Genomic DNA, 20033 nt, shown 5'->3' with positions numbered 1-20033 from the left:
CTCGGATGCACGCTCAACCTGCGCAACCCGGACTCAGCGACCGCACTTCCCCGTGGCCGGTCGTCGCGGCCGTGCTGGTCGGCTGCTGGACGGTTGCGGTCACCGTGGGCACCCAGACCGGTGGCTGGCTCACCGATCAGGTGCTTCTGGGCTTCGGACGGGACCGGCTCGGCTGGCTCTGGCCGGTGCTCGGCCTGGCCACGGTCGTGCTGGTGGGCACGCCCGCCCTGCTGCTGGCCGTGCTGCCCCGGTCGGGCGCGGTCCGGGCCACCGGGCGGGCCTGGTTGATCGGGGCACTCGCGCTCGGCGTGCTCACACTGCTGCGGGTCGTGCCGCCGGTGCACCATGAGGCGTACCTCGCCGCGCTGGCCGGCGCCGCGTTGCTCAGCAGGCTCGCCGTGCGCTGGTCGGCGCGCTGGTGGGCGTACCCCGAAGCGGCCGGCGCTGTCGGCGGCCCGGCACCCACCGGAGACCGCGACGCCACGCGGTCCGAGGCCATCGGAGACGGCGACGCCACACAGCCCGAGGCCACCGGAGACGGCGACGCGACGCGGTCCGCGGTTGTCGGGGACCTGGCGTCGGTCGGACGGCGCGTGCGCCGGGTTGGCCCGGTGCCGCTGCTCGCGGTCGCCGCCGGGCTGGCGCTGCTGCTGCCGTGGGCCTGGTTGGGCGCGCTCGGCGGCCTCCTGGAGACCGCACTCGCGCTGGTGGCGGCCGCCGCGCTCGGGGTGCTGGCCGCGACCCTGCTGGATGCCCCCTTCTGGTCCCTGTTCGCGGCCGGGCGACCGCCCCGGCCGGCTCGGCTGGTGCTGGTGGGCGGCCTGGTCGCCGGGGTGGCGCTGCTGCTGCTCGCGGCCGGGGCCGGCCAGTCCGGCGCGCAGTTGCCCGCGCTACTGACCCTGCCGCCGGTGGGTTTCGCGCTGGCCGCGCTCTGGGCAGCGACCTGGCGGCCCGCCGCCGATCCGGCCGAGGCCATCCGCGCCGGTCGAACCGCGACCGGCTGGCTCGTGGCCCTGGCCGCGCTCGGCCCGCTGGCCTTCACCGACCCGGAAGAGATCAGCCTGCTTCTGGTCGGCACCCGGGACATCCCGTTCTGGGTGGCGGCCGCCGCCGGCGTCGGGCTGGCCGTCGCGGTCCTGGTCGCCATCGGGTACGCGGTGCTGCTCGCCCGGCCGACGGCACGCACCCCGAACAGGCGGGTCGCCGCGGTGGCGGCCGTGGTGCTGCTGGTCGCGTTCGCTGTGGTCGACCTCGGCCCCGGCCAGCCGGGCCTGTACGGCGAGCGGCTGTTCGTGGTGCTGCGTACGCAGGCCAACCTGAGCGATCTTCCGACCGCCGCGCCGGGTCGAGCGGGACGGGACGCCCGCGCGGCGGAGGTCTACCGGCGGCTGGTGACGACCGCCGAGCAGAGCCAGCGCGACCTGCTCCGAGGTTTGAATCGGCTGCGTCTCGACCCGGTGTCGTACTACCTGGTCAACGCGGTCGAGGTGGACGGCGGCCCGGCGGTGCGGGCCTGGCTCGCCCGCCGACCGGAGGTGGCGCGGGTACTGGTCAGCCAGCGCCTGCGGCCACTGCCGGCCCCGGCCGGGCAGAACCGGGGCACAGCACCCGAGCCCACCGGCCCAGAGTGGAACATCCGCCAGATCGGTGCCGACCGGGTGTGGTCCCAACTCCGGGTCACCGGCACTGGCATCGTGGTCGGCAGCTCCGATTCGGGGGTGGACGGCACCCATCCGGCGCTACGAGCCGGGTTCCGTGGTGGAAACGACTCCTGGTACGACCCGTGGGACGACACTCGGAGCCCGACCGACCAGGGCGGGCACGGCACCCACACGGTGGGCAGCGCGGTCGGGCGGGACGGCATCGGGGTGGCACCGGACGCGCAGTGGGTGGGCTGCGTCAACCTGGACCGCAACCTGGGCAGCCCCGCGCACTACCTGGACTGCCTCCAGTTCATGTTGGCGCCCTTCCCGGCTGGCGGCGACCCGTTCACCGACGGCCGTCCGGAGCGCGCCCCCCAGGTGCTGACCAACTCGTGGGGCTGCCCGCCCATCGAGGGTTGCGACCAGCGCGTTCTGCGGCCGGCCACCGCCGCCCTCGACGCCGCCGGGATCTTCGTGGTCGCCGCGGCCGGTAACACCGGCCCGTGGTGCGCGTCGATCGACGATCCGCCCGCCCCCTACCCGGACGTGCTGACAGTGGGCGCTGTGGACGCCCAGCGGCGGGTCGCCGAATTCTCCTCGCGGGGGCCGGTGCCGGGCGGCTCGGGTAAACCGGACGTGCTGGCACCGGGGGTGGGCGTGGTGTCGGCCATGCCGGGCGGCACGTACGCCGCGCTGGACGGCACGTCGATGGCGACCCCGCAGGTGGCCGGGGTGGTCGCGCTGATGTGGTCGGCGAACCCGGCGCTGGTCGGCGACGTGACCCGGACCCGGCAGATCCTTCGGGACACCGCCACGGCGGCGACGCCCACCTACCGCTCCGACAGCCCCTCCGACGCCTGTGGTGCCCCGTCGAACGTCACCGGTGCCGGTCAGGTCGACGCCTACGCCGCCGTTCGCGCCGCCCAGCAATAGGCAGGTTTCCTTCCTGAAGCGCTGAGCCGGGGGTGCGCCTCCCCACCCGGTGATCTAGGGTCGGCGACCATGGACGCCGAGATCACCGTCACCGAGCTGACCGCCGACCTGGTCCCCACCGTCGTACAGCTCTGCCAGCAGGCTCTCGACCTGCCCGAGGACGCCGCCGAGGCGGCTGCCATCGTGGACGTGCTCTGGACCCGGGCCATCGCCGACCGGCCGGTGGTCGGGCTGGGCGCGTACCGGGGTGGGGACCTGGTGGGGGTGCTGATCTGTTCGGTGTCGTCGACCGAGCCGGGGATCGGGCACGTCGACCTGGTCGCGGTCCCTGCGGATCAGCGGCGTCGGGGCGTCGGCCGGGCGCTGCTCCAGCGGGCCGAGCGGGTGCTCGCCGAGCGCGGGGCGACCGAGGTGCTGCTGGCCGGAAACCCGCCGTACTACGCGTGGCCGGGAATCGACGTCCGCTACACGCCGGCGGTCTGCGCCGCCCTCGCGCTCGGCTACCAGCACGACCGGACCGCCTGGAACATGACAGCGGACCTGTCGTACGACGGGTCGCCGGCACTGCGGTCCACCGAGGCGACGGAGCGGCGGCTCGCCGATCAGGGCGTCACGGTACGCCGGGCGGAGCCGGCGGACCTGCCGGCGCTGTCGGCGTTCGCCCGGTCCACCTTCGGCGGAACGTGGGACGGCGAGCTGGCCGGGTCCGTGGGGCGCGCCGACGCGGGTTGCCACCTGGCGGAGCGGGACGGCGAGGTGCTCGGCTTCGCCGCGTACGGGTCGTCCCGGCCGAGCTGGTTCGGGCCGATGGGCACCGCGCCGGCCGCGGAGGGGTCGGGCATCGGTGGGGTGCTGTTGCGGCGCTGCCTGCGCGACCAGCGGGCGGCGGGGCTGGATCGGGCACAGATCGGCTGGGTGGGGCCGGTGCCGTTCTATTCGGGCAGCGCGGGCGCGCGGATCGAGCGGGTCTTCTTCCTGTACCGGCGAAGCCTACCGACGGCATAACCGGGGCAAACAGGACATGGATCCATTCGCCCGCATCGGCCATCGACGCCCCCTACCGTTTTGGTAGAGGAGGCAGCCATGACCACGGATGACAACCAGACCGAGGACGGCCCGCCGATCACCTGGAAACCGGTCGGTGAACTCCCCGGCCAACTGCCGTTCGACCGGCTCGACTACGGCGACGCCGAACAACTGGCCGAGATGACGACCGACGCTGAGCCGTCGGTGGTCGAGGAGCCGCGGGAGATGGTGGACGCGCCGATCCAACTGCTCCCGCCGTACAACCGGGCACAGAAACGGCGTAACCAGCGCCCACTACCAACCTGACGACGAACGGGGCGGACCGCGTCAGCGGCCCGCCCCGTTCGGTGTCGGAACTGGACTCAGAAGTCCATGTCCCCGCCACCCGGGCCAGCCGGGGCAGCCGGGGTCTTCTCCGGCTTGTCCGCGACAACAGCCTCGGTGGTGAGGAAGAGCGCCGCGATGGAAGCGGCGTTCTGCAGCGCCGAGCGCGTGACCTTGGCCGGGTCGATGATGCCCGCGGCCAGCAGGTCGACGTACTCGCCGTTGGCGGCGTTCAGACCGTGACCCGCTTCGAGGTTACGGACCTTCTCCACCACGACGCCGCCCTCAAGGCCGGCGTTGACGGCGATCTGCCGCAGCGGGGCGTCCAGCGCCACCTTGACGATGTTCGCACCGGTCGCCTCGTCGCCGACCAGGTCGAGCTTGTCGAAGGCGGTCTTGCCGGCCTGCACCAGCGCGACGCCACCACCCGGGACGATGCCCTCCTCGACGGCGGCCTTCGCGTTGCGAACGGCGTCCTCGATGCGGTGCTTGCGCTCCTTGAGCTCGACCTCGGTGGCCGCGCCGACCTTGATCACCGCAACGCCGCCGGCCAGCTTGGCCAGCCGCTCCTGCAGCTTCTCCCGGTCGTAGTCGGAGTCGCTCTTGTCGATCTCGGCCCGGATCTGGTTGACCCGGCCCTGGATCTGCTCGGCGTCACCGGCACCGTCGACGATGGTGGTCTCGTCCTTGGTCACCACGACCTTGCGGGCGCGACCCAGCATGTCGAGGCTGGCGGCGTCGAGCTTGAGGCCGACCTCCTCGCTGATGACCTGGCCACCGGCGAGGATGGCGATGTCGGTCAGCATGGCCTTGCGGCGGTCACCGAAGCCCGGCGCCTTGACGGCGACCGACTTGAAGGTGCCACGGACCTTGTTGACCACCAGGGTGGCGAGGGCCTCGCCCTCCAGGTCCTCGGCGATGATCAGCAGCGGCTTGCCCGACTGCATGACCTTCTCCAGGATCGGGAGCAGGTCCTTCACCGACGAGATCTTGCTGTTGGCGATCAGGATGTACGGGTCGTCGAAGACGGCCTCCATACGCTCCGGGTCGGTCATGAAGTAGGCCGAGATGTAGCCCTTGTCGAAGCGCATACCCTCGGTGAGCTCCAGCTCGAGCCCGAAGGTGTTGCTCTCCTCGACGGTGATGACGCCTTCCTTGCCGACCTTGTCCATCGCCTCGGCGATGATCTCGCCGACGGTGCTGTCGCCAGCGGAGATGGAGGCGGTGGAGGCGATCTGCTCCTTGGTCTCGACGTCCTTGGCGAGCTTGGACAGCTCCTCCGAGACGCTCGCGACCGCGGCCTCGATGCCCCGCTTCAGGGCCATCGGGTTGGCGCCGGCGGCCACGTTACGCAGGCCCTCGCGAACCAGGGCCTGGGCCAGGACGGTCGCCGTCGTCGTGCCGTCACCGGCAACGTCGTCGGTCTTCTTCGCGACCTCCTTGACCAGCTCAGCGCCGATCTTCTCGTACGGGTCCTCGAGCTCGATCTCCTTGGCGATGCTCACACCATCGTTGGTGATGGTGGGGGCACCCCACTTCTTCTCGAGCACGACGTTGCGGCCCTTCGGGCCGAGGGTCACCTTTACGGCGTCGGCGAGCTGGTTCATGCCACGCTCGAGGCCGCGGCGCGCCTCTTCGTCGAACGCGATCATCTTTGCCATACGGCGTTGTCCTCCTGGACACTCACGGCCACCCGAGTGTGTGTCCCGGATGGGCCGCCTGGTGTACGCACTTGGGACGTCGCCACCAGGCGACGACGACGTCCTTCGGCCGGGCCGGATAGCCCGCGACGACCGGCCATGTGCCGCCCCGGCGTCTCCACGCCGGTGCAACCTGGCCCCACCGTCCCGACCGCTGGCACTCACGGTATGCGAGTGCCAATGACTTGTTTAGCACTCTCCCCTGCCGAGTGCAAGCACGATGGGGCCGCTCAGCCGAGTTCCGCGGCCAGTCCGGCAGTGTTCACCGGCGCCTCATGGGCCCTCTGCTCTGCGTACGTCACCAGCAGACCGATCATCTGGGCGAGGTGCGCCGGCAGGGCCAGCACGGCGGTGATCGCGATCACCACCACCGTCCCGGCGGCGGTACCCGCCGAGGAGAACGGATCCGTTCCGAGCGCGGAGGTGCCGATCCCTTCCAGGCCACCGGGGATCAGGGTCCCGACGATCACCGCCACGGCCACCAGGGCCACCCGTCCGAGCAGCAGGCCGAGCCGGTCGTGGAACATCCGGAACGATCGACCGATCGGGTTGTGCCGTTCGAAGAGATAGACCGGGCCGGCCATGCTCAGCGCGAAGGCCAGGTAGATGCCCGGCAGCACGCAGAAACAGACACCGACGCCGATCAGCAGACTGACCAACAGGGTCCAGCCCCACAGCCCGAGTGCCCGACGCAGGCCGTAGCGCAGCGCAGACTCCAGGCTGGCCGGCTGACCGGCCGCCTGTTGGGTGATCACCCAGGTGCCGGCGGCCCACCCGACGGCCTGCACCAACCCGACCACCAGGCTGCCGCCGACCAGTAGGACCAGGAGGCTCAGCAGCTCGGCGGCGAAATTGTCCGGCAGCGTGGGGGTCGACGTCGATTCGGCCTGGGCGGCCCACTTCGCCGACGGGTCCAGCCCGAGGGAGACCACCGAGAGCACCGCCGCCGGCAGCACCTGGGTGAGCAGCATGATCGGCACCAACTGCCGCCAGCCCCGACGCAGCGCTCCCCCGCACCGGTTGAACCAGCCGCCGATGCCGGCACCGGGCGGAGTGACCAGGGCGTCGTTCGGGTCGAACCCGTATCCCGGCGGGTACCAGCCGACCGGCGGCCCCGGGTACCACGGCTGCCCGCCGTAGGGACCCGACCCGGGCGGGTAGCCCCCGGTAGGCGGGAACGCCCAGCCCTGCGGCGGCGGGGCCGCACCCCAGGCGCCCTGCCCGGGGTCCCACCCGGGCGGCGGACCGGCGGGGCCGGAGGACGGGCCGGCCGGGGGCATGCCCGGCCCCCAGCCGGGGGGCGGACCGGCGTGGCCGGGGCTGCCTGCGGGCGAGGACGGGTCCGGCTCCCCCGACCCGGGGGACGGAGTGGACGGGGGCGGCTGGTCGGTCATGAACGCTCCTCACATCGGCTGGAACGGTTCACGATCTTCCCGGCTGCGCGCCCCTGCCGCAGCCCCGACTCACGGGGCCGATCGGCCAGGAAGCTCAGCCGATGACGCGTACGTGCTCTGCCTGTGGGCCCTTCTGGCCCTGGGTGATCTCGAACTCGACCCGCTGACCGTCGTCCAGCGCCTTGTAACCGTCCATCTCGATCGCGGAGAAATGGACGAACACGTCCTGACCGCCGTCGACGGCGATGAAGCCGTAGCCCTTCTCGGCGTTGAACCACTTCACGGAGCCCTGTGCCACGGTGCACTTCCCTCACTCTGCGCGGCGTTGCCTGACTCGGCGCACGGCACGGCCGGGCGCCCCGGACCACCGACTCAGCGATCGATGACCGCCATTGAAGCAGGTGACCGAAATCGCACGCTACACGAGGAGTGACGGCCGCGCACGGCCACAATCAGACAGACTTCGGGGCGTCCCGACCGCGCTGATCGGCCGGGTTCTCGAGCCACCGGATTCGCCCGCGTCATTGCGAATGGAGGGATGGTCGCAGGGTGGCCCCGAGTTGACGGCGGTCGGGCCCAGCTCGCGAAACGCCATCTCTGCCCTGTGGTAGGCATGCGGACATGACCACCGACATGGGCTCACCGGCCCTGCGGCTCGCGGAGATCCGCCGGGTCCGGCCGGAGGACGCCGCCCGGATGCGGGCGCTGCGCCTGGAGATGCTGGCCGACGCGCCGTTGGCCTTCCTGGAGACCCTGGCGGACGCGGCGGCCCGACCGCACAACGAGTTCGCCGCCCGGGTCGCGTACACCTCCGCCGGTGCCGGTAACGCGCAGTTCGTCGCCGACCCGGGCGGCCGGCTGGTCGGGCACGCCGGTGGTACGACCCACCCGAACGAACCGGGGCTGACCGTGATCTACGCCGTGTACGTCACGCCGGCCTGGCGCGGCAGTGGCCTGCTCGGCGAGCTGATCGACGGGGTGGCAGCCTGGTCGCGAGCCTGTGGCCGACCCGAGCTGCTGCTGGAGGTGGTGGTCGGTAACGACCGCGCCTACCGCGCCTACCAGCGCCTGGGCTTCAAGGACACCGGGGTACGAGTCCCCCACCCGACCATCCCAGCCCTCACCGAGCTACAGATGCGCCGCCCCGCCTAGCCTCCCCAGGGCAGAACCCCGGTGATGCCCCCAAGGTCGGACGCGTCAGCGGCAACCGTGCCCACAAAGGGTTTCCGGGGCAGCCCGCCTCGCGCAGGGATCAAGCCTGACCGCCCGGAGCGGCGCGGGCTGCCCCGGAACCCCCAACCGCGAGGAACGGGACAGCCCCGGAAACCGCAACCAAAGGTCAGACGTGCCGCCGAGACTGCACGATCCGGAACCGGTTGGCGACGTACGCCCCGTCGGTCAGCGCCGAGTTGGCCGCCGCGTTGGCCCCACTGCCGTGGAAGTCGGAGAACGCCGCCGACTGGTTGACGAAGACACCGCCGGTGAGGTTGCAGGACAGGTGCACCCCGACCTCGACCGCCACCGCCTCGGTTGCGTCCAGCACGGCCTCGTCGGTCGAGTAGACCCCGGCGGTGAGCGCGCCCTTCTCGCCGACCGTCCGGCGCAGCAGCTCCAGGCTGTGCGTGGTGGAGTCGGTCGCGATGGCGAACGAGATCGGCCCGAACCATTCCCGGCCGTACGTCTCCGCGTCGTCCGCGGTCAGCTTCACGATCGTCGGGGTACGTACCACCGCGTCGGCGTACGACGGGTGGGCCACGGCCCGCGACTCCAGCACCGGCTCGCCGACCTTGGTCACCTCGGCGAGCCGCTCCAGCACCCCGTCGTTGACGATGGCGCCGGTCAGCTCCACACCTCGGGCCGGGTCGGCGGTGAGCTTGCCGACTGCGGCGGCGATCCCGCCGGCCACCTCGTCGAAGCTCTTGTGCCCCTGGTCGGTCTCGATGCCGCCGGCCGGGATGAGGATGTTCTGTGAGGTGGTGCACATCTGCCCGCTGTAGAGGGTCAGCGTGAAACCGAGGTTGCGGCACATGCCGGCGAAGTCGTCGGTGGAGTCGATGACGACGGTGTTGAGGCCGGCCTTCTCGGTGTAGACAGATGCCTGCCGGGCGTGCGTCTCCAGCCAGTCGCCGTACTCGGTGGAGCCGGTGAAGTCGACGATCTTGACGGAGCGGTGCAGGGCCAGGTCGCTGGCGAGCTTCTCACCGGGCGCCTCGGCCGCCAGCATGATCAGGTTCGGGTCGAACCCGGCCTCGGCGAGCACCTCCCGGGCGTACTTCACGGTGATGGCCAGCGGCAGCACCGCGCGCGGGTGCGGCTTGACGATCACCGGGTTGCCGGTGACCAGCGAGGCGAACAGGCCGGGGTACGAGTTCCAGGTCGGGAAGGTGTTGCAGCCGATCACCAGCGCCACCCCACGCGGCACCACGTGGAACGTCTTGGTCATCCGCAGCGGGTCACCCTTGCCGGCGGCCTTTTCCCAACCCGCCGTGCCCGGGTGCCGGGTCATCTCGGCGTACGCGTACGCCAGCGCTTCCAGCGCCCGGTCCAGCGCGTGCGCGCCACCGGCCTGGAAGGCCATCACGAACGCCTGCCCGCTGGTGAACTGCACCGCGTTGGCCAGCTCGAAGATGTGCTTGTGCAGCCGGTCGAGGATCTCCAGGCAGACGCCCACCCGGGCCTGCGGGCCGGCGTCGCGCCATGCCGGCAGCGCGGCGGAGGCGGCGGCGACCAGTTCGCCGGTGCCGGCGTGCGGGTACCGCACCGCCAACTCCACCCCGAACGGGCTCGTCTCGGTGGCGACCCGGTCGCCGCTGCCGGGCTGGTCGAGCGGGAAGTCACCGCCGAGGTACGCCTCGAAGGCGGCCTTGCCGTCGGCGGCGGCGGTCTCGCCGTACACCCGGGGGCTGGGGGATTCGGGATAGGCGGACCAGTAGCCCCGCTCCGTGATCGCGGTCAGCGCACGGTTGAGGGTGTCGGCGTGCCTGTCGTACAGGGGATGCGGGGTCTCCGTCATGCCCGCCATCATGCCTGAGTCACGTCCGCGAGCAGTAGCGCGAATGCCCGGCAGCGGCGCATGCCTGAGTCAGGTCCGCGAGCAGTAGCGCCGATACCTGTCAGAGGGTGAGCTGCCAGTCGGTCCAGCAGTCCACCGGGCGGAAGCCGAGCTGCTCGTTGATCGCCACCATGTAGCTGTTGCTGGCTGCGTTCCAGGTGTCGATCACCTGTACCGCCGGCTCGTGGGTGAGCAGGTGGTGCAGGTTCTCCGCCTTGGCGATGAGGCCGAGCCGGTGGCCACGGTGGGCCGGGTCGACGATGGTGATCTGCTGGAACGCGTGCCAGTCGACGGCGGCACCCACGTCCAGCAGCGTCCAGGCGACCAGCCGGCCGGACGCCTCGTGCCGCATCCCGAGGTGGTAGCGCCGCCGGCCGCGGGCGTCCAGTGCCCGCTCGTTGCCGCGGATCCGCTCGGCGTCCACCTGCTCCGGCTCCCACTGCACGTCGCCCATGGGCGCGTCCATGAGCAACCGGCCGTCCAGGTAGGCGATGTCCGCCACGTACTCCTGCGGCGTGGTGCCCTGCCAACAGACGGAGTGATAGCCCTCGGCTCGCGGTCGGGCCTGGGCGAGCGCCGCGCGCAGGGCGACCCGGTCGATCTCGCCGACGTCGAGCCGGCGACGCACCTCGGTCAGGGCGGGCTGGGCACCGGTCGCGGCGGCGAACGCGTCACCGGCCACGCTTCGGGCCGGCCCGTCGGGCAGCGCGGAGACGGCCATCGCCACCACCCGCTTCCGGCCGTGCTGGCGGAGCAGGCGCAGTCCGTACTCGTGCAGGGCCCGGCCAACGCCCCGGCGCCGCAGCTGCGGATGCACCAGCAGCTCGGCGGTGGCGTTGTCGGTGTTGTCGAGTTGCGGCAGGTCCAGTTGGAGGTAGCCGGCCGGCACGCCGTCCAGCCGGGCCAGCGCCCAGATCGACCGGGTGCCGGGCATCGGCGTGTGGAACAACGCGTCGAAGCGGCGCCGGCAGAAGGGCGGGAAGTCCGGGAGATCGGCGTCGTTCGCCGCCGACCCGATCCGGTACGCCTCGTCGACCGAGGTGCCGGTCGGCGCCGTCGAACGACGCGATGGTGATGCTCATGCCGGTGAGCGTGCACCGTGCAAAAGCGATCGGGCCAGCGAATTACTCGCTGGCCCGATCGAACGTTGGTCGGGAGGGACACTCGCACAACGCCTCCGGCGTTGGGTCGCAAGAACTTCAAAAGTCTTCGGCGAAATGCCCTCCCGCACGGAGCATCTTGCGCCGTCCGGTTCCTGTCGTCAAGTCCGTAGCGGCGGGTTTTCCACACTCACAGCGAAAACCCAGTTACCCAGTGATCGACTCGGCCCCGGGTCGGAGCGAGCCCGTCAGCCGAGGAGGCCGGCGTCGCGGGCGGCGCGTAGCGAGGGCTTGATGTGGTGGGTCGGCCCGACCTGGCCGGCCACCGCGTCGATGGTCTTCAGACCCTCGCCGGTGTTGAAAACGACGGTCTCGGCCGTCGGGTCGAGACGACCGGACTCGACCAGCTTGCGCAGCACGGCCACTGTGACCCCACCCGCGGTTTCGGCGAAGACCCCGGTGGTCCGGGCCAGATCGCGAATGCCCGCGCGGATCTCGTCGTCGTCGGCGTACTCCATCCAGCCGCCGGTGCGGCGGACCGCCTCCAGGGCGTAGAGGCCGGCCGCCGGGTCGCCGATGTTGAGCGACTTGGCGATGCCGGTGGGCTTGACCGGGACGATCGTGTCGGTCTCGGCGTGCAGGGCGACGGCGATCGGGTTGCAGCCGGCGGACTGCGCGCCAAAGACCTTCCAGCCGTCGGCGGGCGCCTCGACCAAGCCGATCTCCACCAGCTCGGAGAACGCCTTGTCAATCTTGGTGAGCAGCTCGCCGCTGGCCATCGGGATGACCACCTGCGCCGGGATCCGCCAGCCGAGCTGCTCGGCCACCTCGTAGCCGAGGGTCTTGGAGCCCTCCGCGTAGTACGGCCGGACGTTCACGTTGACGAACGCGGTGTCCTCGAATTCGTCGGTCTCCACCAGCTCGCCGCAGAGCCGGTTGACATCGTCGTACGAGCCGTCGATGGCGACCAGTTCGCCGCCGTAGACGGCGGTGGTGATGACCTTGCCCTGCTCCAGGTCGCTGGGGATGAAGACCACCGAGGGCGCCCCGGCGCGGGCGGCGTGGGCGGCCACCGAGTTGGCCAGGTTGCCGGTCGACGCGCAGGCGAACCGGCTGAAGCCGAGTGCCTTGGCGGCGGTGAGCGCCACCGAGACGACCCGGTCCTTGAACGAGTGGGTGGGGTTGGCGCTGTCGTCCTTGACCCAGAGCGGCGCGGTGATGCCCAGCTCGGCGGCGAGGTGCGGGGCCGCCACCAGTGGGGTCAGCCCCGGGTCGAGGGTGACCCGGCTGGCCGGGTCCTGACCGGCGGGGAGCAGCGCGGCGTACCGCCAGATGTTGTTCGGGCCGGCCTCGATCTGCTCGCGGGTGACGGTGGCCAGTGCGGCGCTGTCGTAGTCGACTTCCAGCGGGCCGAAACACTCGTAACAGGCGTGCTGGGCGGCGAGCGGGTAGCGGGCCGAGCAGGCACGGCAGACCAGTGCGCGGGCGGGGCTGGCAGCGGTGTCAATGCCGGAGGTGACGAGCGTCGACGTCATGTCGAGAGTCCTCTCATCTTTCCCCGCATCGCACGGTGCGGCGGGGACGGAATTGGCACCTGCCCCGCGGGTCGCTCAGCGGTGAGCGCGCGGGGTGGTTGCCGGGGCGTCGTCGGGCCGTATCCCTCAGCCCCTCTGGATGAGGTATTAAGTTGTGCCGTCGAGTCTAGGACAACGCTGTCGGCCGTTGCTACGGCAGATCCCACGGTGTGAGCTGCCCGCCGGCATCCCGGCGGGCGGTGTGCTGCTGGTCAGCGCCGGCGTCGACGCCGACGTACAACGCCACGGCCCAGAGGACGGCCAATACGGCCAAAAGAATCCAGCAGGCCGTCACGAAGTCTCTGCCCGTGGGCCGTTCGCTGCCGGCGAGCAGCCAGACCACACCCGACACGGCGCTGAGCGTGACCAGGGCGCGCTGCGCGGGAGTCATCGCTGCCGCCGCGGTCGGTCGGCACCGGGAATCGCGGCCCCCGGGTCGGCCAGGATCTCGGCGACCGAGCGGCCGCCGATGGTCAGCGACCCGAGCAGGGCCGTGCGGGCCTGCTCGGCTTCGGCTTCGGCGGCTCGAATCGCATCGCGGACGTGCTCGCCGAGGGTGAGGTTGTCCACGGCACGCCGGGCCTGCGGCGTGATCCGTACGTCGAGCAGTTGACCGCCCACTCCGACGGTTGCGATCACCGCACCGTCGCCGGCCGCACGCCGCGCGGTTGGCGGGTCAGCGGGCGCTCACCGCCACCGGGTCGGTCACCGCGATGGGGTCCGTCACCGCGCTCGGTCGAGGCAGCGAGGTGGTCCGGGGCCGGGCGGCGAGGTTCGCGGCGATCAGGGCGGCGATCGTGATGGCGGCCCCGACCAGTTCGACGGGCTCCGGGCGGTAGCCGCGGGCGATCTGCACCGCGAAGGTGGTCACCGGGACCAGGTTCATGAACAGCGCGGCGTTGGCGGCACCGAGTCGCTGCACGCCGGTGTTCCAGGCCAGGACCGCGATCACGGCACCCACCAGCACGGCGTACGCCAGTTGCGGGGCGACCGCCACGAGGTCGGCGGTGGCCGGCGCGTGCTGCCAGCCGACGGCGTCGGCGCCGATGCTCAGGCCGAGCATCGCGGCCGTGCCGCTGAGCGCGGTCAGGGTGGTGAAGCGCAGCGGCGACCACTCGCCGAACCGGCTGGCGCCGTGCGTGTAGATGCCCCAGCCCAGCACGGCGCCGATCATCATGAGCCCGCCGAGGCCGAACTGGCCGAGCCCGGCCAGACTGCCGCGCGTGATCACCAGGCCGACGCCGAGGAGCGCCACCAGGGAGAGGGCCAGCAGCAGCGGCTTCGGGCGTACGCCGTCGCGGGCCCAGCGGACCAGCTGGGTGATCACCGGGGTGGTGGCCACGAAGAGGGAGATCTGCTGCGGGGCGGCGTGTTCGAGCGCCAGGTTGGTGAGCAGGTTGAAGCCCGCGAAGCCGACCACTCCGAGCACCACCACCTCCAGCGCCCGGCCGCCGTGCCGCAGCGCGCCGGCACCCTCGCGGAGCAGCAGGATGGCGACCAGGACGACGGCGGCCAGCAGGTAGCGCGCTGTGGTCAGGTTGAGCGGGTCGACCCGGTCGAGCGCGCTGGCCAGGATCGGGAACATCACGCCCCAGCCGAGCACGGCGACCAGTGGGAACGCGGTGGCGCGGGATCGCATCGGCAACTCCAATGTTCGAGTATCGTCGAACCAACGACACCGACCATAGGACGTCGTTCGATAGTTGTCGAACAAGGGTTACACTGGTCACATGGAGCCGCACGAGCCCGACCTGACCGCCGTACCGGTCACCAGCGTGTTGGCCGCACTCGCCGACGACGTGCGGCTACAGATCGTCCGGGCACTCGCCGAGGGCGGCGAGTCCGCCTGCGGCAGTTTCGACTTCGGTGTCTCCAAGGCGACCCGTAGCCACCACCTCAAGGTGCTGCGCGAGGCCGGGCTGACCCGAACCCGGGCCGCCGGCACCAGCCGACTGGTCCGGCTCCGCCGGGACGAGCTGGACAAGCTCTACCCCGGCCTGCTGGACGCGGTCCTCACCCAGCGCCCGCCGGCCTGACTCCGCCTGTCGGCCGACCCGGGCGCGCCGCCGAAGCCGCCTCGTCGAGACTTCGGCGACGCGTGGTTCGGCTGTGGTCAGACGGACACCGCGTCGGGCTCGGCCGCCGAAGCCGATGCCGAGGGGGCGTCGGTGCGACGCCGGGCGAGCAGCGTGTCGAGCGCCCAGGCACCCGGGCCGAGAGCCGCGACCAGCAGGAACGCCCAGCAGAAGAGCGCCGCCCGCTCACCTCCGTTGTGCAGCGGCAGCAGAGCATCCGGCTGGTGCACAACGAAGTAGGCGTACGCCATCGAGCCGGAGGCGAACAGCGCGGCGGGTCGGGCGAAGAGCCCGACCAGCACCAGTACGCCGCAGACCAACTGGATCAGGGCGGCCCACCAGCCCGGCCAGGTGCCGAGCGGTACCGCCTTGCCAGTCATCGGGTTGCCGCCGAACAACCCGAATACCGAGGACAGGCCGTGCAACGTGAACAGCAGGCCGATCACGATGCGGAACAGGGACAGGGTCGGCCCGCCGAGCCGAGAGACGTTCATGGCGCCTCCATCGAGGAAGGTGAATGGGTCTCGTCGAGCCTGAGGCATGCAGGCATCGAAAGCCATAAGTTCCTTGCTGATGGGATAATCCCTCGTGAAAACGGTGTGAGCGAGGACGCCGGCACCCTCCCCTGGTGCTGTCGCAAACGATCAAGCTCCAAAAAAGGCGCACCAAGAGAGGTCCCCCACCAGTTCACGTGACAGCGCAGGGAGAGCCGGCGGGGCCAGGCGTCGGCGGGCTGCGCAAGTGGGCGAGGATCAACGGATGATTCCCCGCGACACGGCAGCACTGCGACGCATCACCGCGACGGTCGCGTCGACTCTCGCGCTCGGCGGCTGCACTCCCGGCGACCATCGGGGCCAGGGCGGGGACCCGAGCGGGCCGCCCCCCGGGTTGAGGGCGGAACCCGGCCCGACCGCCAGCACCGAGCCGCCGGCCGAGTGCCCGACGGGCGGCGTTCGGATCCGGTCGACCGGCGGGGACGCCGCGATGGGTCTGCGCGCCCTCGGCCTGGAGTTGGTCAACTGCGGCGAACACCCCTACCAGCTCAACGGGTACCCGGTGCTGCACGTGTTCGACGAAACGCGCGAGCCGATCATGCTGCGGGTGGTCAACGGTGCCAAGGAGATCACCTCGGGCTTCGACCAGCCACCCCGGCAGGTCATCCTCGCCGCCGGGGAGCGGGCCACCGCAGTGGTGCTCTGGCGCAACCTGGTCACCGATTCGACAGTGGTGGCCACCAACGGCGAGTTCCTGACGGTGGCGCCCGCCGCCGGGCAGCCGGCCGACGAGGTCGACCCGGACGGGCCGATCGACCTCGGCAACACCGGCCGGATCGGCGTCAGCGCCTGGAAGAAGGCCGACCCGTCCACGCCGGTGCCGGCCCCGCCGCCGGCGCCGAGCGCGGTGCCGTCGTCGGTGAGCCCGCCCGGCAGCCGGCTGTGAGCCGACCCGCTACGACGTGATGTCCTTGCGGGTGAAGCGCCAGAACGCCAACCCCCAGAACAGCGTCGCGTAGCTGATCGCCGAGATGCAGCCGCGCACCACATCGTCGGTCTGCACCGGAGTCGACAGCAGACCCAGCCAGGCGGTGCTGAAGTGGGTGGGCAGGAAGTCGCGCAGCGCGCCCAGGGCGGTGATCTGGTCCAGGATGCTGGACAGGATCCAGAGCAGAACCGCACCACCCACCGCGCCCAGCGCGGCGTCCGTGATCACCGACAGCAGGAACGCCAGGCCGGCCACCACCAGCAGTACGACCGCCAGGTAGCCCAGCACGGCCAGCAACCGGAGCAACCCCTCGGTGGGTTCCAACTCGGCGGCGACGGTGCTGCGCAGCGGCGACCAGCCATAGCGCAGGGTGCCGGCCAGCAATGCGGTGCCGGCCAACAGCAGCAGGGCCAGTCCCGAGTACGCGAGGGCGACCACCAGCTTCACCGTCAACAACCGCGCCCGAGGCACCGGGATCGCCAGCAGATACCGCAGGCTGCCCCAGCTCGCCTCGCTGGCCACCGTGTCGCCGCAGAACAGTGCGACGACCACCACCAGCAGGAACGACGCCGACACGAAGATCGAGAACAGGGTGAAGTTGAGCCCGCCCGAGGTTGCCAACTCAACCAGGCTGGCGAACTCGTTGCGACCGTTGTCGTCGTCGCCGCCCGAGTCGAACTGGAACGCGATCAGGATGATCAGCGGCAGCAACACCATGAACCCGAGCGCCAACTGGGTCCGCCGCCGGGACGCCTGCCGACGGAACTCCGCCACGAACGGCATGGTCGCCGATGGCCGGTAGCCACGGGCCTCACCCGCGTCAGTAACAACCATCACCGGTCACCGCTTCCCCGAGAGTTCTCGCCCACCAGGGCGAGGAACGCGTCCTCCAGGCGCCGCCGAGGCACCACCCGGTCCACCCCGATGCCGGCGCGCACCAGCTCCGCCACCACCTCGCTGCGGGCCGTGCCGTTGGTGTCGACCACCAGTTGGCCGTCGCTCTCCGGCAACACTCGGACCCCGTGCAACCGGTCCAGCACCGCCCGGGCCGCCACCGGGTCGGTGACGTCGAAGAGCACGCTCGGCGACTCGCCCACGATCTCCTCCACCGGCCCGGACGCCACGATCCGGCCCTTGTTCACCACCACCGCGTGCGTGCACGTCTGCTCCACCTCGGCCAGCAGGTGGCTGGAGACCAGCACCGCCCGGCCGTCAGTGGCGTACCGCTGGAGCACCCGGCGCATCTCGGCGATCTGCGGCGGGTCGAGCCCGTCGGTCGGCTCGTCCAACACCAGCAGTTCGGGAAGGCCGAGCATGGCCTGGGCGATGGCGAGCCGCTGGCGCATCCCGTGGCTGTAGTTCTTGATCCTCCGGTGCACCGAGTCACCCAACCCGGCGATCTCCAGCGCCGCGTCGAACTGCGCGTCCTCCCACGGCCGCCCGGTTGCCCGCCAGTACGCCTTCAGATTGTCCAGACCCGACAGGTGCGGCAGGAAGCCCGGCCCCTCCACCAGCGCCCCGATCCGGGACAGCACCGGCGAGCCGGGCACCAGCCGACGACCGAAGACGTAGATCTCCCCGGCGGTCGGCTGGGTCAGCCCCATCAGCACCCGCAGGGTGGTGGTCTTGCCGGCACCGTTCGGCCCGAGCAGACCCACCACCTGACCGGGATGCACCTCGAAGTCCACGTTCGACACGGCCACGAAGCCGTCCGCGTACTCCTTGCGCAGTGCGCGCACGGCCAGCGGGGTGTCCGCGTACTCCGGATGCACCGACCGGTCCTGGCGGCGGTGCCGGCGGCGGACCAGTGCGACGACCACGACGAGCCCGATCACAATGGCGGCGAGCAGGCCGGCGAGCACCCAGCGCCAGATGGTCGCCGCGGTGGGGATCGGCTCGCCGTCGACGGTGGGCAGGCTGACCGCACCGTCCGCGGCCACCGTGTAGACGGTGGGCTCGGCGGGCGTGATGTACGCCTGGTCGGAGGTGGCCACCACCAGCCGCAGCCGGTGCCCGGCCTCCACCCGGCGGACGATCCCGGGCAGCGTCACGGTGACCGGGCGGGCGTCCTGCACCTGCTGCGGTAGGCCGGTGAGCCGGATCGGGGCGACCAGGCCGTTCGGCAGGGTGGCCGCACCGTCCGGGTCGACGTCGTAGAGCTTGACGAAGAGCACCGCCTCGCCGGTCGGCGACGCGGCCCGCACTGTGACGGTGGGCGCACCGGCCACGTCGACCGCCTCGGTCAGCGGGGTGGACTCGAACTGGGCGTGCTGGCCGGGCACGTCACCGGCCACGCCGTCCAGCAGCGAGGCGAGCCCGCCGGCGAACGGGATCGAGGAGATGGCGGCCGGGTTGCCGTTCGGCGGGTTCGCGATCGGCTGTGCCGGGCCGGCGACCGTCACCTCCCGGCGGGCGTTGCCGGCGAGGCCGGGGTAGTCGGCGCGGCGGAAACCGGTGGCGACGAGACCCCGGTCGAGCGCGTCGAAGCCGGCGATCCGCGACCAGGTGAAGTCGTCGCCGGGCGCGTCGCCCTCGCCCTTGACGTAGTGGTCGAGCCACTGGACGGTCAGGAACTTCACCCGGTCGGAGTCCGAGCGGGGACCACTGCCACCGTCGTGTCCGCCGGTGAACCAGGCGACCCGTACCGGGGTGCCGGCGGCGGCGATGCCGCGCGCGTTCGCGTCCGCCTCACCGAGTGGGAAAAGGGTGTCCGCCTCGCCCTGCACCAGCAGGGTGGGGGCCTTGATCCGGTCCAGCACACCGGCCGGGCTGGAGCGGCGCAGCAGGTCCACGGCCGCCTGGTCGGCGCGACCGGTGGTGGCGATCCGGAGGTACGCGGCGCAGACGTCGGCGGCGAACCGGCCGCAGGACGGGTCGGCGGCACCGGCCGGGGCGCCACCCGGACCGGTGCCGGGGCCGGCACCCGGCCCGGGGCTGGGCGGGCCGGCCGACGCCGGTGCGCCCTGCGGCTGGGCGGCGGTCGCACCGGAGAGCCCGGCCGGGCCGGAGCCCACGTTGCCGCCCCCGCCGAAGAAGAGGCCGGCCCAGCCCTTCTTGAACACACCCTCGGTCGGCGCTCCGCCGGTGCTCTCCGGCAGGAACGCGCGGGACAGGTCGTTCCAAGTGATCATGGGCACGATCGCGTCGACCCGACGGTCCTGGGCGGCCAACAGCAACGCCAACCCACCGCCGTACGAGCCGCCGACCACACCGACCTTCGGGTCGCCGGCGGCGTCGGTGCGCACCTCCGGCCGCGCGGCCAGCCAGTCCAGCAGCCGCTCAGCGTCGCGTACCTCGTAGTCCGGGTTGTCCAGGTGGATCTCACCGCCGCTGCGGCCGAAGCCCCGCGCGGTCCAGGTGAGCACCGCGTAGCCGCGACCGGCGAACTCCTCCGCGTCCGAGCGCACCGACTCCTTCGTGCCGCCGAACCCGTGCGCCAGCAGCACCGCCGGCACCTTCCGACCGGACGAGGCGTCGTCCGGCAGGTAGAGGGTGGTGTCCAGGTTCACCGGTTGGTCACCGGACGGTCCGGAGCGGACGGTGAGCATCGCGCTCTCGGTGCGTACGCCCGGTCCCTGTGGCCACACCGCCCAGGTCACGGCGGCGGCCAACAGCACGACGACCACCGCGGCGGCGATCGCCCGGCGGCGGGTGGGAAGGGCACGCCGGAACCACGCGGCCGGCGACGGCGATGTCATGCGGCACACGGTACGGCCCACAGCCTGAGCGT

The 20033-nt window shown here is 71.8% G+C and carries 16 protein-coding genes, 2 pseudogenes and 1 riboswitch; of the genes and pseudogenes, 6 read left to right on the top strand and 12 right to left on the bottom strand.

Annotated features, from left to right (window positions below):
- Nucleotides 1–5: 5 nt before the first annotated feature.
- The 3 genes from ACIA47_RS12725 to ACIA47_RS12715 all read left to right on the top strand — a co-directional run bounded on the left by ACIA47_RS12725 (nucleotide 6) and on the right by ACIA47_RS12715 (nucleotide 3908).
- Nucleotides 6–2576 (top strand): S8 family serine peptidase, encoded by a 2571-nt coding sequence (locus ACIA47_RS12725; protein WP_396707699.1) that lies wholly within the window; start codon nucleotides 6–8, stop codon nucleotides 2574–2576.
- A gap of 69 nt (nucleotides 2577–2645) precedes the next feature.
- Nucleotides 2646–3581: a GNAT family N-acetyltransferase gene (locus tag ACIA47_RS12720; protein WP_203126259.1), complete on the top strand. Its 936-nt coding sequence runs from the start codon at nucleotides 2646–2648 to the stop codon at nucleotides 3579–3581.
- A gap of 78 nt (nucleotides 3582–3659) precedes the next feature.
- Nucleotides 3660–3908, top strand: coding sequence for a hypothetical protein (locus tag ACIA47_RS12715; RefSeq protein WP_396707697.1), 249 nt, complete (start codon nucleotides 3660–3662; stop codon nucleotides 3906–3908).
- Nucleotides 3909–3964: 56 nt separating this feature from the next.
- Here the strand turns inward: ACIA47_RS12715 and groL are convergent, their stop codons facing one another.
- The 3 genes from groL to ACIA47_RS12700 all read right to left on the bottom strand — a co-directional run bounded on the left by groL (nucleotide 3965) and on the right by ACIA47_RS12700 (nucleotide 7318).
- Nucleotides 3965–5587, bottom strand: a complete 1623-nt coding sequence (gene groL / locus ACIA47_RS12710; RefSeq protein WP_030490078.1) for a chaperonin GroEL — start codon at nucleotides 5585–5587, stop codon at nucleotides 3965–3967.
- Between the two features lie 269 nt (nucleotides 5588–5856).
- Nucleotides 5857–7020 carry a hypothetical protein gene (locus tag ACIA47_RS12705; protein ID WP_396707695.1) on the bottom strand — a complete coding sequence of 388 codons (1164 nt, stop codon included), beginning with the start codon at nucleotides 7018–7020 and terminating at the stop codon, nucleotides 5857–5859.
- Nucleotides 7021–7114: 94 nt separating this feature from the next.
- Nucleotides 7115–7318 carry a cold-shock protein gene (locus ACIA47_RS12700; protein WP_091402914.1) on the bottom strand — a complete coding sequence of 68 codons (204 nt, stop codon included), beginning with the start codon at nucleotides 7316–7318 and terminating at the stop codon, nucleotides 7115–7117.
- 323 nt (nucleotides 7319–7641) lie between these two features.
- Here ACIA47_RS12700 and ACIA47_RS12695 point away from each other — a divergent pair, with 323 nt between their 5' ends.
- Entirely contained in the window at nucleotides 7642–8172 is a 531-nt protein-coding gene (locus ACIA47_RS12695) for a GNAT family N-acetyltransferase (protein ID WP_396707692.1), read from the top strand.
- 187 nt (nucleotides 8173–8359) lie between these two features.
- Here ACIA47_RS12695 and paaN read toward each other — a convergent pair whose 3' ends face one another.
- The 6 genes and pseudogenes from paaN to ACIA47_RS12665 all read right to left on the bottom strand — a co-directional run bounded on the left by paaN (nucleotide 8360) and on the right by ACIA47_RS12665 (nucleotide 14385).
- Nucleotides 8360–10033, bottom strand: a complete 1674-nt coding sequence (paaN, locus tag ACIA47_RS12690) for a phenylacetic acid degradation protein PaaN (protein ID WP_396707690.1) — start codon at nucleotides 10031–10033, stop codon at nucleotides 8360–8362.
- Nucleotides 10034–10133: 100 nt separating this feature from the next.
- A pseudogene (locus ACIA47_RS12685) lies at nucleotides 10134–11154 on the bottom strand (GNAT family N-acetyltransferase).
- Nucleotides 11155–11420: 266 nt separating this feature from the next.
- Nucleotides 11421–12707 (bottom strand): threonine synthase, encoded by a 1287-nt coding sequence (thrC, locus tag ACIA47_RS12680; RefSeq protein WP_203124475.1) that lies wholly within the window; start codon nucleotides 12705–12707, stop codon nucleotides 11421–11423.
- A 10-nt stretch (nucleotides 12708–12717) separates the two neighbouring features.
- Nucleotides 12718–12853, bottom strand: a riboswitch (SAM riboswitch).
- Nucleotides 12854–12897: 44 nt separating this feature from the next.
- Nucleotides 12898–13137: a hypothetical protein gene (locus ACIA47_RS12675; protein WP_396707688.1), complete on the bottom strand. Its 240-nt coding sequence runs from the start codon at nucleotides 13135–13137 to the stop codon at nucleotides 12898–12900.
- Nucleotides 13134–13394: pseudogene (locus ACIA47_RS12670) on the bottom strand (YbaB/EbfC family nucleoid-associated protein); the annotation flags it as partial. The gene ACIA47_RS12675 and the pseudogene ACIA47_RS12670, both read right to left, overlap by 4 nt.
- A 28-nt stretch (nucleotides 13395–13422) precedes the next feature.
- Nucleotides 13423–14385, bottom strand: a complete 963-nt coding sequence (locus ACIA47_RS12665; protein ID WP_203124469.1) for a DMT family transporter — start codon at nucleotides 14383–14385, stop codon at nucleotides 13423–13425.
- Between the two features lie 91 nt (nucleotides 14386–14476).
- Between ACIA47_RS12665 and ACIA47_RS12660 the strand changes: the two genes are divergently transcribed.
- Nucleotides 14477–14782 (top strand): helix-turn-helix transcriptional regulator, encoded by a 306-nt coding sequence (locus tag ACIA47_RS12660; protein WP_112601087.1) that lies wholly within the window; start codon nucleotides 14477–14479, stop codon nucleotides 14780–14782.
- A 77-nt stretch (nucleotides 14783–14859) separates the two neighbouring features.
- Here ACIA47_RS12660 and ACIA47_RS12655 read toward each other — a convergent pair whose 3' ends face one another.
- The gene (locus tag ACIA47_RS12655; RefSeq protein ID WP_396707685.1) at nucleotides 14860–15315 is read right to left on the bottom strand and encodes a DoxX family protein; all 456 of its coding nucleotides are present in this window, start codon (nucleotides 15313–15315) and stop codon (nucleotides 14860–14862) included.
- 265 nt (nucleotides 15316–15580) lie between these two features.
- On the opposite strand from ACIA47_RS12655, the gene ACIA47_RS12650 reads away from it, so the two are divergent.
- Nucleotides 15581–16261: a DUF4232 domain-containing protein gene (locus ACIA47_RS12650; protein WP_396707683.1), complete on the top strand. Its 681-nt coding sequence runs from the start codon at nucleotides 15581–15583 to the stop codon at nucleotides 16259–16261.
- A 9-nt stretch (nucleotides 16262–16270) separates the two neighbouring features.
- On the opposite strand, the gene ACIA47_RS12645 is transcribed toward ACIA47_RS12650, so the two are convergent.
- Together ACIA47_RS12645 and ACIA47_RS12640 are read right to left on the bottom strand one after the other, a co-directional pair.
- Nucleotides 16271–17137 carry an ABC transporter permease gene (locus tag ACIA47_RS12645; RefSeq protein ID WP_112582927.1) on the bottom strand — a complete coding sequence of 289 codons (867 nt, stop codon included), beginning with the start codon at nucleotides 17135–17137 and terminating at the stop codon, nucleotides 16271–16273.
- Nucleotides 17137–20001 carry an alpha/beta fold hydrolase gene (locus tag ACIA47_RS12640; protein ID WP_396707681.1) on the bottom strand — a complete coding sequence of 955 codons (2865 nt, stop codon included), beginning with the start codon at nucleotides 19999–20001 and terminating at the stop codon, nucleotides 17137–17139. Before ACIA47_RS12640 ends, ACIA47_RS12645 begins: the two co-directional genes overlap by 1 nt.
- Nucleotides 20002–20033: the final 32 nt, after the last annotated feature.

Origin of the sequence: Micromonospora sp. NPDC051227 (assembly GCF_044455385.1) — a bacterium.
GTDB lineage: Bacteria > Actinomycetota > Actinomycetes > Mycobacteriales > Micromonosporaceae > Micromonospora.
The sequence above is the reverse complement of the archived record's forward strand: the minus strand, read 5'-3'. Positions and strand labels throughout refer to the sequence as shown.